Source organism: Variovorax sp. GW821-FHT10C12 (assembly GCF_059415405.1).
Genome location: NZ_JBWKNE010000003.1, coordinates 618,909 through 637,015, shown reverse-complemented (window position 1 = coordinate 637,015; position 18,107 = coordinate 618,909). Strand labels below are relative to the sequence as shown.

Here is an 18,107-nt window from a genome sequence, read left to right as displayed (position 1 = left end):
GAAGCCGCGCGCGTGAGCACGAAGACCAATACGGCCACCAGGGACAGCACGATGAGCATGCCGGCGAAGCGCGAGGCGATGTAGCGAAGCGATGCGCTCTTGATCATGACGAGAACTCGATGGCGGCGGCGCTGCCGACGGCCACGTACTGGCCGGTGAACTGCACGTCGCCGTTCTTCTTCACGCGGAAGATGGTCACGTTGTCGCCCTGCTTGTTGTGGCACACGTAGAGAAAGCGCCCGCTCGGCTCGAGCGTGCAGCTGCGCGGGTAGTTGCCGCGCGTCCACTCTTCGCGCACCAGCGTGGGCGCGCCGGTGCGCGCATCGATCTTGAAGATGGAGATCGAATCGTGCAGCCGGTTGAGCGACACGAAGTGCGTGCCGCCCGGCAGCATGCGGATGCCCGAGGCGTAGCTGGTGCCCTTGAAACCGGCGGGCAGCGCCGAGGTCTCGCTCACCAGCGTGAGCACGCCGGTGGCGCCGTCGTAGCGCAGGAAGGCGATGGTCGAGGCCTCTTCATTGACGAGGTAGACCCACTTGCCGTTCGGATGGAAGGCGAAGTGGCGCGCGCCCGAGCTCTCGGACACGGCCACCGTGCTCGGCTGGCTCAGCACGCCGGTGGCGCGGTCGAAGCGGTACGAGATGACGCGGTCGAGCCCCAGGTCGGCCACGAGCACGAAGTTGCCGGCCGGGTCGGCCTGCACCATGTGCGCGTGCGGGCCGTCGTGGTCGCTGGTGGCAAAGCCCTCGTGCGAGCGCGCGGCCAGCGGCACCACGTCGGCGCCGGGCTTGCAGGGCGTGGCGGCGCCGCAGGCGGCGACGTCCTTGTAGACGACGGCGGCGCGGTCGGTGTCGAAGCTTCCGTCGGCGCGCAGCGCGATCACGCTGACGTCGCCGCTGGCGTAGTTGGCGGTGAACACGAAGCGGCCGTCGGGGTGCACGCTCAGGTGCGCCGGGTCCTTGCCGCCGCAGGGCATCTCGGCCACGAACGACAGCGCGCCGTTCGCGCCGATGCGAAAGGCCGAGACGGAGCCAGCCTCGAATTCGTTGGCCGCGTAGAGCATCGGCAGCGTGGGGTGGCGTGCCAGCGATGCGGGGTTGCGCAGCTTCGCATCGCTGCCCGCGCTCGCCACAGCGGGCGGTGCACCGGGGATGGGCTTGAGGGCGCCGGTCGCGCCGTCCACCACGAACTGGTGCACGCCCAGGCCGCGCCCGCCGCGCCACGGCTTGCCGCCGTCGCTGTAGGTGCCGACGTAGGCGTACACGGGGCCCGAAGCGGCAGCTTGAACGGTGGAGGCCATGGATGGTTTGAGTCCGAGGGCGCCCAGGCCGGAGGCCAGTGCGCTGACTTGCAGAAGTTGACGACGCGACGGCATGGCGGTGCTTGCGGCCTTACTTGATCTTCGCGTTCCAGAAGAACGGCCAGGTCGCGGGCTGGTAGTTGTCCAGCGCCGGGCTCTTGGCCGAGAGACCGTTGAACTTGCCGACGTTGATGTAGGGCACCTCGTCGTACACCACCTGCTGCACCTTGCCCCACAGCGCGCCGCGCTTGGCCGGGTCGCTCTCGGTGTTGAAGGCGCTCAATGCAGCCTTCTTGGCGGGCGAATCCCACCAGCCGGGTGCGCCGTCGCCCAGTTGCGGCGGCGAGAGCATGGGTTCGGGGAACTGGCCCGAGTGGGTCACGTAGATGTCCCACAGCTTCGGGTCGTTGCGGCGTTGCACCAGCGTGGCCCAGTCGACCACGTTGAGGTCGACCTTGAAGCCGGCGCGCTTGAGCTGCTCGGCCATCAGGAGCGACATGTTGTAGTGGAAGTCGTACTGGCGGCTGGTGAGCACGCGGATCGGCTCGCCCTTGTAGCCGGCCTTGGCCGCGGCGTCCTTGGCCTTGGTGGCGTTGCGCTGGTTGTACTGGTCGGCGCCGGCCGCCGAGTAGAACGGCGAGCCCTTGGGGAAGTGGTTGGCCTCGGCCACGAAGAAGCGCGTGTCGCCGAAGCCGGCCGCGAGCATCTCGCCCTGGCCCAGCGCGGTCTGGATCGCCTGGCGCACCGGCTGGTTGGCGGCCACGCCTTCCTTGGTGTTGAGCACGAGGTAGGGGAAGCCGAACGACGGCGTCATGATCGGCAGCGTCTTGCCGCCGGCCTTCTCCAGGCGCGGCAGCGCTTCCACCGGCAGCAGGTCGGCGAAGTCGTACTGGCCGGCCAGCGCGCCTTCGACGCGCGTGCTGGCATTGGGCACGGGCACGAAGCGCAGCTCTTCAATGGCGGCTTCGCGCTTGCCGCCGTAGCCGCTCGCGGGCTCCTTGCGCGCGGCGTACTTGTCGAAGCGCGTGAGCAGCACGAACTGGTCGGGACGGCGCTCCTTGAACTTGTAGGGGCCGGTGCCGACGAAATCCTTCAGCGGCGAAGCGATGGAATCCTTGGCCATGATGGCCGCCATGCCGCTGGGCAGCGCCAGCTGCGACAGCAGCGGCGCGTACGGCGCCTTCAGCACGATTTCCACGCCCAGCGGGCCCTTGGCCTTGAGGCTCTCGATTTCCTTGCCCACGGCCTTGCCGCGCGGCGACTGGTCCATCCAGCGCTGCAGGCTGGCCACCACGTCGTCGGCCGTGAGATCGCGCCCGTTGTGCAGCGCCACGCCCTTGCGCAGCGTGATGGCGTAGGTCTTGCCGTCGGCCGAGATCTTGGGCATGCCCTCGGCCAGCATCGGCACCACGTTCCACTTGGCGTCGAAGGTGTACAGCGTCTCGTACACGTGCTGCATGATGGTTCCGACCAGGTCGGCCGTGGAGGCCATCGGGTCGAGCGTCTGCGGCTCGGCCACCATCGCCAGCGTGGCGAAGTTGCGTGGGCCCTGCGCGTGGGCGCTGGGGTGAGGCAGTGCGGCACACAGCATCGCGAGCAGGGAAGCTCCCAGCAGGCTGCGCTTCGACAGGCGGGGCAGGCGCTGGACAAGACCGGCGTGAGACATGGAGAACTCCTTCATGGGGCGGACTGATTTATGAAAGAAATTTTCTTTCTGGTCCGGACTTTGAAGCAGACTTCATGCCAAATCATCCGTGTTAACCCTTGTTAATGGGTTATTCTGAAAAAGTCTTTCAAATCGGACGGATACTGCGGCCCTCACCCGCTCCACTCAACCCCCCTCTCACTCCCAGGAGTTCCCATGCCCCTCGAATACCTCGGCGCCCCGCCCATCGCTTCCGACCGCCAGGCCCGCCCCTTCTCCCCCGCCGTGCGCGCGGGCGACTTCGTCTACGTGTCGGGCCAGGTGCCCGCCAACGCGCAGGGCGAGATCGTGGCGGGCGGCATCGAGGTGCAGACGCGCCAGGTGATGGAGAACCTGAAGACCGTGCTCGCGCTGGCCGGCGCCACGCTCGACGACGTGTGCAAGAGCACCGTCTGGCTGCACGACGCGCGCGACTTTGGTGCCTTCAACCGCGTCTACATGAGCTACTTCGGTGAGAACAAGCCGGCGCGCTCGACCACCGAGGCGCGCCTCATGGTCGATGCGAAGGTCGAGATCGACGTCGTCGCCTACAAGCCCAAGGCCTGATCAGGCCGGTCGCAGTTCGGTCTTGCGCTGAATGATGCGCGAGACCAGCCCGTATTCCACGGCCTCCGTGGCCGACAGCCAGCGGTCGCGCTCGATGTCGGCCAGCACCACGTCGATGGGCTTGCCGGTTTCGCGCGCGATCTCGTGCGCGATGCGCTGGCGGGCCTTGATGATTTCCTGCGCCTGGATCGCGATGTCGGTCGCCTGACCGCCCGCGCCGCCGCTGGGCTGGTGGATCAAAAAGCGCGTGTTGGGCAGGCACACGCGGCGCTCGCGCGGCGCCGCCAGGAACAGGTGCGTGGCCGCGCTGCCCACCCAGCCGGTGCCGATCATGTGCACCGGCGCGCTGATGAAGCGCACCACGTCGTGGATCGCGTCGCCCGACTCCAGGTGCCCGCCGGGCGAGCTCACGAGGATGTCGATGGGTTTGTCGCCGCTGTCGGCATCGAGCGCGATGAGCCGGCGCGTGACGTCGGCGGCCACGCTGTCCGTGATGCTGCCGAAGATCAGCAGCGTGCGCGACTTGAACGCCTTTTCCTCGAGGTAGGAATTGCGCGGCTCGGCCGTGGCCGCGGGCGGTGTGTCGTCGTCGGTTTCCAGTGTTGAAAACATGGGCTGCATGAAGAAAGCTCCTGTGGTTGAACTGTCTTGACGAACAAGCCCACAGTTTCGTGACATTGCGCCTGCCGTGGCAAGCAGCACCGTGGTGCCACGGTGCCACGTGCCGCTCAGGCGCCCATCCGGGGCGACACCACGGCCCTTCGGGGTGTACCGACGCCGGCCAGCACCGGGCGTCCCGTCATCGCGCCGCAATGGTCGAGCGCCTGGCGCAGGACGGTATCCACGTTGCGCAGCGACAGCCCGTAATGGGAGGCCACCTCCTGGCGCGTCTTCTCCTCGATGCGCAAGGCCTCGAGCACCGCCCGGTGACGCCGCGGCAGGCCCTGCATCGCGCGGTCGACCGAACCGACTTCGGCGCGCACTTCGGCCATGTCCTCGGGCCCGGGCGCGTGGTCGATGGCCGACTCGACGGCGGTGTGCGGGTCGTCCACATAGCGCCATGCCCCCTCGCTGCGCAACCGGTCCATGGCCAGGTTGCAGGCCACGCGATAGACGTAGGCGTTGGGGTTCTCCACGGGCGCGCCCACCCGCAGGTGGCCCAGCCGCAGCCAGGCGTCGTGCAGGCATTCGCTGGCCATCTCGGCGCACCCGAGATGGCGGGTCAGCTTGCGCCGCAGCCCTTCGTAGTTGGCGCAGAGAAAAACCTGCAGCGCCAGGCGACGCTGCGCTTCGTCCCGCAGCGCATCGGCCGCCTCGTCGCGCGCCGGTGCTTCCTGTTCGCAAAGGACACTGGGTGCCATGACATGCCGCTCCTGCCCGCCTAGCGGTCCTGCTGCAGGCGACGACGCTCGTCGCTGCTCAGGGCGGCCCAGTGCCTGGGGTCGATCTTGCGGCCCATGCCCACCACCTGCACGGGGTTCTGCGGGTCGTAGTCGACCTGCGCCCCGGATTGCAGTCCCGACCGCGGCGCCGGCGCGTCGCGCCCCCCTTGTGCGGGCTCGTTGCCGAAGCCGAGCACGCGCACCGTGAAGACCGACGCCAGCGCCTGCCGCGCGGCCGCGCGCTCGCGCTGCACCGCGTCCTGCGCGGCGGCCGTCGCCTGCGCAGCGGCAGCGCTCGCGTTGGTGAGCGCGCCGATGTTCACCGACGCGATCACCGGCAGGCCCTTGGTCTCGCCCTTGACCTGGATGTTGTCCGCGTTGAGCACCTGCAGCGCCGCAATGTTCAGGTTGCCCGCCACGCGCAAGCCCGCATCGCCGGCGTTCACGGTGCCGCGCGGCGCGACCAGGTCGACGTCGCCGTCGCCCACGGTGCCGATGCCGCTGCCGCTCATGTCCGACTTCTCGCGGATCACCGTCACGCCGTCCAGGTCGGTGGACACCTCGGGCGCCGAAGGCACGCGCAAGGTCTTGGCGCCGCGCCCGGCGTCGATGTCGCCGACGGTGGACCAGATGATCTGGTCGCTGCCCTGCTTCGTGACCTCGGGCACGAACGACAGGATGCGCGACTGGTTCACGGTGACGTCGTTCCTGGCCGCAATGCCGATGTGCCCCGACGCCAGCGTCACCAGCCCGTAGCCGGCCGGCACTGCGGCGCCCAGCGCCGCCACCTGCAGGCCGCCGCCGGGCGTGAGCACGTCGATGTCGCCGCCGGCCATGGTGCGCAGCATCAGCTTGTTGGCCGCCACGTCGCCCTTCCATGTGTCGCCCGGGAACAGCGTCTCGATGGCCGTGTAGCCGCGGTTGTAGCCGCCGTTGCGCGGCAGGCCGCCGGTGCCCGGCTCGTTCTGGTCGCGCCCGGCTTCGCGCAGTTCGAGCAGGTACACCTGCCGCAGGAACTGCTGCTGCGCAAGCTGGGGCAATTTCTGGAAGCGCGCCCAGGCTTCGAGCGGCTCCAGCTTTTCGCCGGTCATGTCCGACATGAACGAGACGAGGCCGCGGCGCACGGTTTTTTCCTGCCCGCCTGCGCGCGTTTCGACCTGGTCCACCAGGTAGATGGGCAGCACGCTGCCGTCCGCGCCCCGGGTCTTCAGGTGGTCGGGCATGGACGCGACCTTCGACGGATCGAGGTAGGCGGCCGTGAACGCGTCGTAGCCCACGGCGTGGTTCAGCCCGGCCATGGCGGTGATGGCGGCGCCGTGTTCCGGCAGGCCCTTGACCTGCGTCTCGGGCAGCGCGCGGTTGTTCCTGTCGTAGCGCTGGTTGCCCAGCGTCTGCACCTGCAGGTTGTCGGCGTACAGGTCGCGGCCGGCGGCCAGCACCAGCGTGCCGGGGCCCTGGATCTCGATGTTGCCGGTCAGGCCCACCGAGAGGTCGTTGTTCGGGTCCAGGCGCGCCGTGCTCTGCATCGCCAGGATGTCGTTGCCCGCCTCCAGCAGCGTGACGTCGGACCCACGCAGGTTGCGCCCCGCCAGCCGCAGGCCGCGGATGTCGGTGCCCGCGCGCACCCAGGTCTGTTCGTTGGCCTTCACGTCGAGCCCCACGATGGAGCCCTGCGATGCATAGATGCGGCTGGGCTCGAAGTCGTTGGCCAACGGCAGCACCTCGGGGTTGTTCACGGTGCGCAGGTACGAGTTGTTGACCGGCGAGGCCAGTGCCCGCTCGATCAGGTTGTCGAGCATGTCCTCCATGTTCATCTGGCTGAACGGCGAGCCCGCGCCGCCCGGCATGTAGCCCGTGGGCATCATCGCGGGCGTGGCGTAGGCCATGACGAGCGGCGCGTCGAAGCGGATGTCGTTCTTCGCGACCACTCGCACGTCGTTGGTGGTGCCCGGCAGCACGTACAGCGGCCCGTCGATGGCAATGCCGCCGTTCAGGGCGGCCACCGAAAAGCGCGCCGGATACCGGTTGCCGCCGAAGCCCACCAGCGTGTCCTTCTCGACCCAGCGCAGCAGCAGGTCGCGGAAGATGAACTCGGTCCGGTTCACGAAGGTGATGTTGCCGCCGGTCGACACCAGCCGCAGCGCGCTGCGGTCGGTGTAGCCGCTCATGTAGGCGCCGTAGTTCAGCACCTGTCCGTCGCCTCGCAGGCCCTCGCCGTAGGTCACCAGCAGCGGATCGACCACCGTCTGCAGGCGCAGGTCACCGGCCGTGCGCAGGCTCAGCGTGGCGTCGCCCAGCGCGAGGATCGGCGCCACGGTGTAGCTGCTCTTCGTGAGGCCGCCGCCGCTGTCGTCGCGGGTTATCGTCACCGTGTGGCCGACCGCCGTTTCGCCGGCGCGGATGTCGCCCGCGCCGCGCGCCACGTAGTACTGGCCGCCGCGGATCGCGCCGCCGGCCTGCACCGACATGGCGCCGCCGTTGCGCATTTCCATGGCCATGGCCTCGCTGACGGAACGGCCACCGCGCATGCGCATGTGGGTCGGCAATGCGACCAGCAGGTTGCGCAGGTCGCCGCCGGCGTCCACGCTGACGTTGCCGCCGCCCAGCGCGCCCACGCCCTGCTGGAAGCGCCCGTAGTCGATCCACCAGCTCGACTGCTCGGGCGCGTGAATGACGGGGCCGTAGACGCCGTCGGGGTTCCAGCCGTTTTCGCCGTTGGTGTATTCGCCGAAGAAGCGCTTGGCATTGAGCGTGCCCTGCCGGTTGAGCCATTCGGTGAAGTGCTGGCCCGACGGCGCGGCCTCGATGCTGCCCTGCGCGCCGATGGCGAGGTTGCCGCCTTCCACGCCGTAGCTCGCGTTCGGGTTGGCGGTGGAGAAGTCGCTCCACACCGTCGTGTCCTTGCGCCCGGCGGTGTAGATCACCGATTCCTTGTGCGCCAGCGTGAGGTCGCGGCCCGCGCGCACTTCGAGGTCGCCGGTGCCGGTGCGCACGAGCTTGCCCGCGCCGTTGTCAGGCTTCGGGTCGCTGTCGGTGGGCACGGCGGTGTTGGCCGTGCCCACGGTGATCGACCCCTTGCCCGCGGCCTGCGCCGCGAGCGGCTTGAGCGCCATCGCATCGGCCGAGGCCAGTTCGCCGCCGGCCACCAGCCGCAGGTTCCACGACGGGCCCGCCTGCAGCCGGCCGCTGCGGTCGGCCGCGTCGAAGCCATCGCTCAGGTGGCCGTTGATGGCGAGGTTGCCACCCGCGCGCAAGGTCAGCGTGCCTTCGCGCGCACCGGAGAAATCGTTGAAAAGGTTCCAGTCGCTGTTCAGCGCGAGGTCGCCCGCGCTGCGAACCTCGATGCCGGGCATCACGGCCAGCCCGGTGCCCAGCCGTGCCGCCACCCCGCCCGATGCGGCACGAAAACGCGCGGCATCGGCAATGGCGTCGGGCTTGACCGAATCGACCGTGGCGCCGTCGTAGTCCTTCACGTCGTAGACGCTCACGCCTTCGAGCACCGCCGAGCGCGCACCGTTCACCGCAACGTTGAGCGCGCCGACCGCGACGTCGTCGTGCGTGGCATTCTGCCGCGCGCGCAGGCGCACCTTGCCGCCTTCGTTGCCGGCCACGTCGATCAGGCCGCCTTGCAGGTTGAGTTGCCCGCCCGCCGCTTCGAGCGTGACGCGGCCGTTGCCCAGGCTGCCGGTGGCACCGGCGAGCAACTGCGCGCCGGCCTGCATTGCCACGCCGTTGCCGGCGGTGATGCGAATGGCGCCGCCGTAGGCCGAGCGCGCATCCACCGTGCCCGAGATGTCGATGCTGCCCCGGTCCGCCGTGAGGCCGAAGTCTTCCACCTGCGTGAAGCCGCCCAGTGCCACGTTGCCCTGGCGGATGCGGAACTGGCGCGAGCGGTTGAAGCCGGCGTCGTTCAGCCGCTGGCTCACGCCGGCGAAATCGGGCAGCGCCTCGATGTCGAGCGCGAAGCTGCCGGCCTTGCCGCCATTGCCTCCCGCCTGCGCCGCGATCAGGCCGTCGAGCACCACCGTGCCGCCCTGCGATGCCGCCAGGCTCAGCGTGCCGGCGTCGCCGCCCCTCGGGTGGGCGGCCAGGTCGAGCCGGCTGCCGGCCTCCAGCCGCACGTCGCCGCCCACCGCCGACAGGCCGATGCGGCCCGCGTCCGCGTATTCGGCCACGTCGAAGAACTGCTTGGCGGAGCCGCTCACGTCGATGGTGGCGCCGCGCGCCACGACCAGGCTGCCGCCGGTCGCCGTCATGTCGATGCTGCCGCCACGCGCCACCGCCCTGCCGTCGAAGGCAATGCTGCGCCCGCTCAGGTTCAGGCGCAGGCCCAGGCTTTCCTGAGGGTCGAACGACGAGGGCTCGCCTTGCGCCGAAGCAACCACCTGCAAGGCGCCGCCCGTGGCAATCGACTGCGCCGCACCGCCGCGGCCGGTCAGCAGCGGCGTGTTCAGCGTGAGCGGCGACGCGCCCGTGTCGATGCCGCCCGCCCCCTCGCCGACGATCGCGTTGCGGCCCGCCAGCGTCACCGCGCCGAAGCCCGAGAACGTCTTCTGGCCCGCGCCCAGCACCAGCGTGGCCGCGTCCAGCGTGAAGCCGCCGGCACCGCCGGCGGCAGGCACGCCGGTGCCGCCACCGCCGCTGTTGACGAGCGCGATGCTGTCGCCCTTGATCGTCACGTCGCCCGCGCCGCGGCCCACGAACGCGCCGCCGTCGAAGGTCAGCGATTTCAGGCCGGCCGCGCCCAGGTCGAGCGAGCTGTAGAAGTCGAAGTCGGTGTAGCTGCGCAGCGTCAGGCGCGTCGAACGGCCCAGCTGCGCAAGCGCGCCGCTGTCCAGCACCATGCCTTCGGTGCCGCCACCGAAGCCGATGCGGCCCGCCGCCACCGACAGGTCGGTGCCCGCGATCTGCGCCGAAGCCGCCAGTTCCGTCGTGCGCGTGGCGTCGATCAGCAAGGCCGCGTCGCCGTTGACGATGGCGCCCGCACCGATGGAAACCAGCCCGCCGCGCGAGGTGTCCACGCCCTGGCGGATGACCTTGACCGCATCGCCGGTGGCCACGCGCACCAGCGCGCCCCAGTCCCTGGCCGCCGAGACGAGCACGTCGTCCACCGCGTCCTTGGCGTCGATCACGCCGTCGAAGTTGTCGTCCAGTTGCCCGTCCGGGTCGGCGTAGACCGCCGCCACCCGCGGCTTCATGACCAGGTTGCCCGCGCCGCGCCCGCCCGCGCCCTTCGCGCTGACGCGGCTTCCGCCTTCGATGGCCACCTTGTCGCTGGCCGCCAGGATGATCTCGGGGCCTGACAGCTCGGAGCCCTCGTTGTTGCGCACCACGATGTCGGTCGCGGTCACGTCCAGTTCCAGGCCGAGCGCGTTGCCCTTGCGCTTGCCGCCCACCAGCAGGCTGCCCGCGCCGAAGTTCGACAGGCTCGCCGCATCGATGACGAGGTAGCCGTCGGCCTGCAGGCTGGCGCTGTCCTGCCCGCTGCCGACGATGGCGATCTTCTTGCCGGCAATGTCGACCAGCCCGCCGCGCCCGCCCTCGTCGGGTGCCGAGCGCAGCGTGCCGTCCAGCACCAGCCGGCGGCCGGCGTCGAACACCACCGCACCGCCGTCGCGCGGCAGGCGCGGCGTGACCACGTTCTGCCCGGTCAGGCGGTACTGCGTGAGCTTGAAGGCCTCGGACGAGAAGAAGTCGTTGGCCGTGGCCTCGTTGTATTCGGAGTAGCGCCGCAGCACGGCGCCGGACATCACGCGCCAGGCCGAAGCCTGCACGTCCTGGTTGCCGCCGTAGGCGTTGCCGGCCTTGCCCTGCATGACCAGGCTGCCGTCCGGTGCGCGGGTGGCGGGCGCGAGTGCGCCGCCCCAGGCCTTGCCCGTTGCCTGCACCGCGAAGGCGCCGGGCAGCAGCGCATAGCGCGCGGGCAGCAGCGTGTACCAGCCGGCCGCCAGACCGAGGCCGCCGGCGAGCCAGACGCGCTGGCCCGCCGCGGCACCGCCAGCGGGCGCCGCACCGCCCTGCCCCGGCAGGATCGCGTACATGCCCGGCATGTTCAGCATGTCGTGCGAGCCGCCCGGGCCCGGCACGAATTCGGAGGCATGCAGGTCGCCGCCGCCCGCGATGTCCACCACCGCGCCACGCGCCAGCGCCACGTCGGGCGACTTCATGGTGATGCGTTTTTCAGGCGGCGCAACCAGCGAGCCAGTCGACGGATTGGCAGGATCGACCGCCTTCGACGGATCGTGCCAGTGCTCGTTGTTGGACAGCGTGCCAAAGGGCACGGTCATCCCGGCGCCCGACACCGAAGTGAGGCTGCCCGCGCCCAGCGACAGGCGCTCGCCGGCGTTCAGCTCGATCTGGCCGAAGGGCGCGCGCAGCACGCCGTTCTGCGCGATCACCGGCGCTTCCAGGCGCAGGCTGCCGCCGGCCGACAGCGGCGCGCTGCCGGCATCGCCCAGGCGCTCGACGGTGATGGAATCGCCGGCGCGGATCACGCCGGTCATCGCGGTGGTCGGGTACACCTGGCCGGCGTTCAGCACCAGCTGCCCGTCCACGTCGAGGTTGACCTGCAGCCGGGTTTCTTCATTGATCGGCGAAGGCAGCGCGCCGCCCATGCGGATCTCTGTGGCTTCGAGCACCGTGCGGCCGAAGCCGCCGATGCGCACGGCGCCGGCCTGGAACTGGGTCGGGTCTTCCGATGCCGAGATGTCGATCAGCGAGCCGGCCACGGTGAGCTGCCCCGCCCCTGCCGATGCGGCCGACGATGCCGGCGCTTCAGGCGAGGCGCCGGGCACGGCCGACAGCACGATGCGTGGCGCGCGCAGCGACGACGACGAGCCCGCGTGCCCGACGATCGGCCCCTGCAGCCAGATCGAGCGGCCCAGCGCGAGGTTCGCGTTGTCCAGGCGAATCGCACCCTGCGTCGCATTCACCAGCGAGAGGTCGGCAAAGCCGCCGTCCTTGAAGGCCTGCGGACGCACCGTCAGCGTGGACACCTGGCCGGGCTTGTTCAGCAGGTCGCGCAACAGGTCGCTCGAAAAGAGCGCGTCGCGGAACAGGTCCAGCGCCTGCGGCGTCAGGCCGAACTGCGCCGCATCGAGCGCGCCGTTCGCGCCGGGCAGGCCCAGCCGGTCGGACACCACCAGCTCCTTCACGTCCGCCAGCTTCGCGAGCAGCGCCGACGACAGGATCATCGGCCCGTCGATCTCGTAGCCGTAGCTGCGCAGGCCGGGCGCCCAGTCGTAGTCCACGCCCTGCCGCCAGTCGCTGCACACGCCGTCCACCGCCAGGCCCACGCAGTCCGGGTCCTGCAGCACGCGTTGCAGTTGCTCCAGCGGCGAGCCGGTCGGGCCCGATGTCGCGGTCATGTTCAGGCGGATGCGCCCGCCGATGCCGTTGGGCCCGCCCGCCTTGCCCACCATCGTGCTTTCGATCAGGCCCTTGCCCGTGATTTCGATCAGGCCGCCGTTGCTGTCCAGCCGGATCTCCGGTGCGGGCCGGGGCACGCGCGTGCCCGAGGGGCCGGCATCGGGCACGCCGTCGATCGTGCCGGTGGCGCCCGACACGTCGATGAGCGCATCTTTCTCCAGCCGCATGTCGCCCGCCAGGATGCTCACCGTGCCGCCGTCGCGCACCTCGCCCACGCGGCGGCCGCTGCTGCTGTCGATGCGGATCAGCGGCACGCCGCGCGCCAGCAGCTCGGCGCTGGCTTCGAGAACCACCGTGCCGCCGCTCAGCCCGATGCGGCCCGCCGGTGCGTCAAGGCGCCCGCCGACCGTCAGCACGCCCTGTTCGCCGCCGGCGTTCAGCGACAGGCTGCCGCCGGTGTCGGTGCGCACGCTGGCGCCCCGCGCAATGCGGACCGGGCCGTTCTCGGTGCCGAGCGACAGCGCCGCGGGGCTTCGCGCCGCGCGTTCGTCGGGCCGCAGCATGCCCAGGGGCGCTGCCTCGGCCAGGTTGCGGCCGCTCGGCAGGTCGCGCCAGGCGAAGTTGTTCATGTCGATGCTCGTGGCCTGCTGCGACACCACCACGCCTTCGGGCACCACGATGCCCTTGCCTTCTCCGCGCACCGAGACAGTGACGCTGCCGAACCCGCGCTCGCCGAAGAGCGTGGGCGGCAGCATCACCACCGAAGAGGCTGAGGGCGCCCCGGCTTCGTCCGGCGGCGAAACGGGCGGCACGCCACCGATCTGCACCGCCGAGGCGGTCTGGATCGACAGGCTGCCCGCCGAGCCCGCCGCATGGGCGCGCATGTTCAGTGCGTCCAGGTCGAGGTCGGGCGTCACGCCGGCCAGCGAGATGGACCCCGCATTGCCCACGCGCAGCGTCGGCAGGCCCTGCTTGCCGGGGTCCACGCGGCCACCGCCCGACACGTCGAGCACGGCGTCCTTGTGGGCCACGATCTTTCCGGCAATCACCGTGATCGCGCCGCCGTCCAGCGCCCAGGCGCCGCGCAGTGCGCCGTCGCGCCAGGTGTTGATCCACTGGCCGCTGGCGTCCAGCCGGCCCTGCTCGCCGATCTCCACTTTTCCGTAGGCCGACGAAAGCCCGATCTGCCCGCCCGGCACGCGGATCAGTCCGTTGATGCGGATGTCGTTGGTCGAGCCTTCGGTGCCGGCCACCGAGAGCGACGCGCCCGGCGAGAGGTTCAACGCGGCGCCGCTCGCAAGCTCGAAGTCGCCGTTGATGTGGTTCAGCACGATGCTGCCCATGCCCGAATTGCTGAGCATGTCGTCCGACAGGAAGGTGAGCTTGCGCGACTTCTGCTCGCCCGGCTTCAGCTGCACATAGAAGTCGTCGCCGAGCTTCGTGTTCGCATCGAAGTCCTGCGCGAGCCGCTTCGGGTCGTGGCTGACGATGATGGTGCCCGGCGACCACGGCCGGCCATCCGGCGAGTTCTCGCCCAGCTGCAGCCGGCCGCCCTTGTTGCCGCCCGGGTTCTTCGACTGGCGCTCGCCCACCACCACGCCGCCCAGCATGTCGCCCTCGAGCACCATGGTGTCGCCCGCGTAGATCTGCACGGCGCCGGCCTTGCGCCCTTCTGTGTAGCCGGCTTCCTTGTAGTCGGCGCCGATGAGCGGCGTGCGCCAGGTGGTCTTCACGCCCCAGCGCGCATGCTGGTGGGTGAACTCGCCCGCGATGCCGGTGTAGTCGGTGTCGGACATGGCCCGGTCCATGGTGTGCACGCGGCCGTCGGCGCCCATGAGCTTGGTCGCGGTGTTCATGCCGTCGGTGTAGCGCACCGAGCCGCCGGACACGTCCAGCATCGATCCCGTGCGCGTGATCACCGAGCCGCCCGAGCGCATCTCGATGCTGCCCGCGTTGGCCGAAAGCTCGCCCAGGTCGGTCTTGCCCACACCCACCCAGCCGCTCACGTCGCCCAGCGGCGTGCCCACCCAGGCACCGGGAATGTAGGTGGCGCCGTCGGGGCCCAGCACCCATTGCACGCCCGCCATCGGGCCGTCCTTGAACACGCCGCTCACGCGCCGGTCGACGATCACCTTCTTGCCACGCACCCACGCGTCGAGCTGCATGGGTGAGTCGCGCAGTTCGTTGATGCGCAGTTCGGCCTCGATGAAGTTACGCGACATGGCCACCTGCATGCCCTGCAGGCCGGCCACGCTGAGGAAGGCCTCGTTGTCCACGTAGATGCGGCTCGCGTCGCGCAGGCTGCCGGGCTTGAAATACGGGAACAGCGTGAACATCGGATTGACCGCCGACTCGAGCTTGATGGTTCCCGCCGGCACCAGCACGCCGGCCTTCGAGCGGATGTCGATCAGTTGCCCGTACAGGCTCACGCGGCCCGGCTGGTAGCGCGTGGCAAGCGCCGACGCCTCGATCTCGCTCGTGTCCGAGGTGTCGGGCAATACCTGCGAAATGCTGCCCTCGCCCAGCGTGAGCGTGCCGGCCGACCAGTTGATCAGGTCGTTCACACCATCGGCGTACATGTGCGAGCCCAGGCCCCAGGCGCGCAGCAGGATGGAGCCGTTGCGGTTGTTCAACGCGGTGGTTGCACTGAGCACGCCCGACTGCCGCACGTCCTGCGCCTGCAGGGTGATGTTGCCGCGGTCGGCCTGCACGGTGCCGGTGTTGACCACCTCGTAGCCGACCGCCTTGGCGCGCGCCGCCATCTCGGGCATGACGACGTCGCGCAGGCCGGCGACGAAGTTGGCGTCGGCATAGACCGGCGAGAGCTTGAGCGCGCCCCACACCTGCCCGCCGGTGAAAGCCCAACCGGGCACTGCCGAAGCGGCCACGTCGAGGCCGCGGGGCGCGTTCGGGTCCTGCGTCGATGGCGTCTTCAGGTAGATGTTCTCGCCGGCCGCGAGGATGACCTGGCCGTCGGGCGCCGAGATGCGGCCCGCGTTGCGCACCTTGGGCGCGAACAGCATGACCTTGCCGCCGCTGTTCGCCGCCAGCTGCGCACCTGCGTCGACACGCACTTCGCCGGGCGCCGCACCGGGAACGAAGCGGTCCACGTCGCCCATCTTGTCGGGCGCGCCGCCGACGCCGGGCTTGAAGCCCGCGTCGCCGTAGATCAGGGGCCGCGCGGAGGTGAACTCGCCGAACTGGGGAATCGGGAAATCGTTGCCCTGGTTGGTGAGCACCTGCGGGTTGTTGATGCCCAGCTTGAACTGCTTGTCCGACAGCGCAAGGCTGGACGCGACCAGCGAGCGCGTGTCGACCTGGCTGGAGCCGGTGAAGACGATGCCGTTGCGGTTGACCAGGTACACCGAGCCGTCGGCCTTGATCTGCCCCGCGATCTGGCTGGGTCGGCCGCTCGGGTCGTTGATGCGGTTCAGCGCGATCCATGCGTTGGTGCCGTCGGGCTTGGCGCCGCCCTTCTGGTCGAACTGCACCGTGGTGTGCTTCCCGACGTTGAAGCTCTCCCAGTTCAGGATCGCCTTGTCGTCGGTCTGCTCGATGCCGACCACGGTGCGGCCGCCCGCGGCGGTCTGCACCGGCGCCCTGGCATTGAGCCAGCCTGCGGTGAGGCTGTGGGTATCGACCTTGAGCCCGCCGTCGGCCAGGCCGTCGGGGATGTCCGAGCCCCCGTTCGATGCGGCCTCGCGTGCGACCGCCTGCGCCGCCTGTTGCGCGGCAATGGAACGCGCGGCCATGTTCAGGTTGCCCATGGAGCGCTGCAACTGTTCGCCGGCCTTGCGCTGCTCCAGCGGGTTGGTCAGCATCGATGCCGGCATGCCGTTGGGCAGGCGGCCCGTCGCCGAGGCGGTGTTCTGCACCGCGCTCTTGTTGGCGAACCAGGCGCCGCTGAAGGCCTGCTGGGCCTGGGCATCGAGCACCAGGGCGCCGTTGGCCGCCAGCGTCATGGCAATGGCGCGCGCGATCGGCGCCATGCGAAAGCGCCGCGCCTGCCGCCGGTTGCGCGCCTTCGTTGCGTGGATCGGTGTGAGGGGCCCGCGTGTGCTCATGAGTCGTTTCCGCCGGAAAGTTGAGTCGATGCACTACGACGAACGGGCGCCCCACGACCCCGCAACTTATTTTTCAGGCCGCGCACCACGGCCGCCCGATTCAGCTGAGAACGGTCAACCCGCCCGGCAACGAACGGGCGTCGAGATCGAAGGCATGCTGCAGCTGCACCAGCGCCAGGTCGAGCGATGCGATGTAGAAGCTGCCGGTGACCAGGCGGCTGCGCGCGGCCGTGTTCATCAGCACCACACGACCGCGCCGGTAGCGGTTGATCTCGTCGAGCACGTCGGACAACCGGGCCTGCGTGAACACCAGCTCGCCCTTGCGCCAGGCCGACAGGTTGGCAGCGCCGACCAGCGCCACGCTGCTCACCGACGTGCCGTCGTACACCGTCTGCTGGCGCGCGCGCAGCTCACGCGCACCCGCGGGATGCTCCACGCGCACCGCGCCTTCGATGCAGGTCACGCACACCTTGGCGTCCAGGTAGCGGACCTCGAAACGCCCCGACTCGGCCAGGCTGCGGCCGACCCCGGCCACGACGCCGAAGGGCCGTGCGCCACTGGCCGACGACAGATCGAACGCGGCCTCGCCCTCGAGCAGATCGACGCCGGTCGTCCGGCCGTCCACCGTCCGGCGCCTGATGCGGGTCTGGGTGTTCAGGGTGACCTGCACCCGCTCGGTGAGGCCCACCTCCAGCTGCTCGCCGGTGGCGGTGCGGTAGTCGGCACCCGATCCCGCCGGCGCGGGCCACAAGCCCGCGGACGGATGGAACACCGCCACGCCCGCGACACCGGCCATGGCCGCCGCGCCCGCTGCCGCACCGAGGAAGGCGCGGCGCGCGAGCACCGGCCGGGGCTGGTGGCGCGCATGAAACGCCGCGGCATCGGCATTGGTACGCAGCACGCCGGCAGAGGCCTGACCGAGCACGGCCCATTGCGCCCTGGCCTCCTTGAAGACCGCCGCGTGCGCCGGGCTGCGCGCCAGCCAGTGCTTGAAGCGCTGGGCGTCCTGCGGCTTGACGGCACCCGAATGAAGCAGCCGCAGCCACTCCCAGGCCTCGTGCCGCGTCGTGTCGACCGCGAGGGCGGGATCGTCGACCGGTGCCGTCAGGGGGTCGTGCATCACGGCCGTGCCCCTTCTTCTGGGCCTCGGCCCGTTGCGAGCGCCAGGGTGATTCGATTCTTCACTCCGTACGACGAACGGGCCGCGCCGATCCCGCAACTATTTTTTGTCATGGGCCATCCGGGCACTCAGGTAATCGTGCGCATGCTTGAGTTCGTATTCGACGGTGCGCAGGGAAATGCCCAGGCGCCGGGCCACTTCGGGCTGCGTCAGTCCTTCCATGTGCACGAGCACGACGACCTCGCGCCGCCGCGCCGGCATGCGGTCCAGCAACTGGATCACGGCGTCCAGCTGCGAACGCGCCTCGGCGATCCGCGCGGGTCCCGGCGCCGTGTCGGCCAGTTCCATCAGCGCATCGACTTCTTCGAAAGGCAGGTTGCGGCTCTGGCGACGCTGGATGTCCAGCGCAATGTTGAACGCCATGCGCACGAGATAGCCGCCCGGCCGCTGGATCGGCCCTGCGTCGCTTCCGCCCTGGTCGTTCACGCGCAGCCAGGTGTCGTGCAGCGCGTCCTCGGCCAGGTCTGCATTGCGCAACGCGCGGCCCAGCTGGCGCTTGAGGGCGTCGTAGTGCCTGGACAGGTAGTCCATGAGCACGGGGCGGACGTCTTCGGCCATGGAC

8 protein-coding genes are annotated in these 18,107 nt (G+C 70.2%); 1 reads left to right on the top strand and 7 read right to left on the bottom strand.

Going from position 1 to position 18,107, the window contains the following annotated elements; genetic code table 11:
• Positions 1-103: 103 nt before the first annotated feature.
• Together AC07OH_RS19405 and AC07OH_RS19400 are read right to left on the bottom strand one after the other, a co-directional pair.
• Positions 104-1,300, bottom strand: a complete 1,197-nt coding sequence (locus AC07OH_RS19405) for a lactonase family protein (RefSeq protein WP_495301783.1) — start codon at positions 1,298-1,300, stop codon at positions 104-106.
• A gap of 91 nt (positions 1,301-1,391) precedes the next feature.
• Entirely contained in the window at positions 1,392-2,966 is a 1,575-nt protein-coding gene (locus AC07OH_RS19400; RefSeq protein ID WP_495301782.1) for an ABC transporter substrate-binding protein, read from the bottom strand.
• A gap of 195 nt (positions 2,967-3,161) precedes the next feature.
• On the opposite strand from AC07OH_RS19400, the gene AC07OH_RS19395 reads away from it, so the two are divergent.
• Positions 3,162-3,551, top strand: a complete 390-nt coding sequence (locus AC07OH_RS19395) for a RidA family protein (protein WP_062473709.1) — start codon at positions 3,162-3,164, stop codon at positions 3,549-3,551.
• On the opposite strand, the gene AC07OH_RS19390 is transcribed toward AC07OH_RS19395, so the two are convergent.
• The 5 genes from AC07OH_RS19390 to AC07OH_RS19370 form a co-directional block, all read right to left on the bottom strand.
• The gene (locus AC07OH_RS19390) at positions 3,552-4,172 is read right to left on the bottom strand and encodes an ATP-dependent Clp protease proteolytic subunit (protein ID WP_369644561.1); all 621 of its coding nucleotides are present in this window, start codon (positions 4,170-4,172) and stop codon (positions 3,552-3,554) included.
• A gap of 107 nt (positions 4,173-4,279) precedes the next feature.
• A complete protein-coding gene (locus tag AC07OH_RS19385) occupies positions 4,280-4,912 on the bottom strand; it encodes a sigma-70 family RNA polymerase sigma factor (RefSeq protein ID WP_492697770.1) in 633 nt (210 codons plus the stop codon).
• A 20-nt stretch (positions 4,913-4,932) separates the two neighbouring features.
• Positions 4,933-16,365, bottom strand: a complete 11,433-nt coding sequence (locus AC07OH_RS19380) for a filamentous hemagglutinin family protein (protein WP_495301781.1) — start codon at positions 16,363-16,365, stop codon at positions 4,933-4,935.
• Positions 16,366-16,465: 100 nt separating this feature from the next.
• On the bottom strand, positions 16,466-17,485 hold the full coding sequence (locus AC07OH_RS19375) for a FecR family protein (RefSeq protein WP_495301780.1): 1,020 nt from the start codon (positions 17,483-17,485) through the stop codon (positions 16,466-16,468).
• A gap of 99 nt (positions 17,486-17,584) precedes the next feature.
• Positions 17,585-18,103 carry an RNA polymerase sigma factor gene (locus tag AC07OH_RS19370; RefSeq protein ID WP_495301779.1) on the bottom strand — a complete coding sequence of 173 codons (519 nt, stop codon included), beginning with the start codon at positions 18,101-18,103 and terminating at the stop codon, positions 17,585-17,587.
• Positions 18,104-18,107 lie beyond the last annotated feature (4 nt).

What these genes read in the sequence shown, in the direction of transcription:
- AC07OH_RS19395 (WP_062473709.1), top strand. Translation starts at nt 3,162, where the DNA reads ATGCCCCTCGAATACCTCGGCGCCCCGCCCATCGCTTCCGACCGCCAG.
- AC07OH_RS19385 (WP_492697770.1), bottom strand. Translation starts at nt 4,912, where the DNA reads ATGGCACCCAGTGTCCTTTGCGAACAGGAAGCACCGGCGCGCGACGAG.
- AC07OH_RS19390 (WP_369644561.1), bottom strand. Translation starts at nt 4,172, where the DNA reads ATGCAGCCCATGTTTTCAACACTGGAAACCGACGACGACACACCGCCC.
- AC07OH_RS19370 (WP_495301779.1), bottom strand. Translation starts at nt 18,103, where the DNA reads ATGGCCGAAGACGTCCGCCCCGTGCTCATGGACTACCTGTCCAGGCAC.
- AC07OH_RS19380 (WP_495301781.1), bottom strand. Translation starts at nt 16,365, where the DNA reads ATGAGCACACGCGGGCCCCTCACACCGATCCACGCAACGAAGGCGCGC.
- AC07OH_RS19405 (WP_495301783.1), bottom strand. Translation starts at nt 1,300, where the DNA reads ATGGCCTCCACCGTTCAAGCTGCCGCTTCGGGCCCCGTGTACGCCTAC.
- AC07OH_RS19375 (WP_495301780.1), bottom strand. Translation starts at nt 17,485, where the DNA reads ATGCACGACCCCCTGACGGCACCGGTCGACGATCCCGCCCTCGCGGTC.
- AC07OH_RS19400 (WP_495301782.1), bottom strand. Translation starts at nt 2,966, where the DNA reads ATGTCTCACGCCGGTCTTGTCCAGCGCCTGCCCCGCCTGTCGAAGCGC.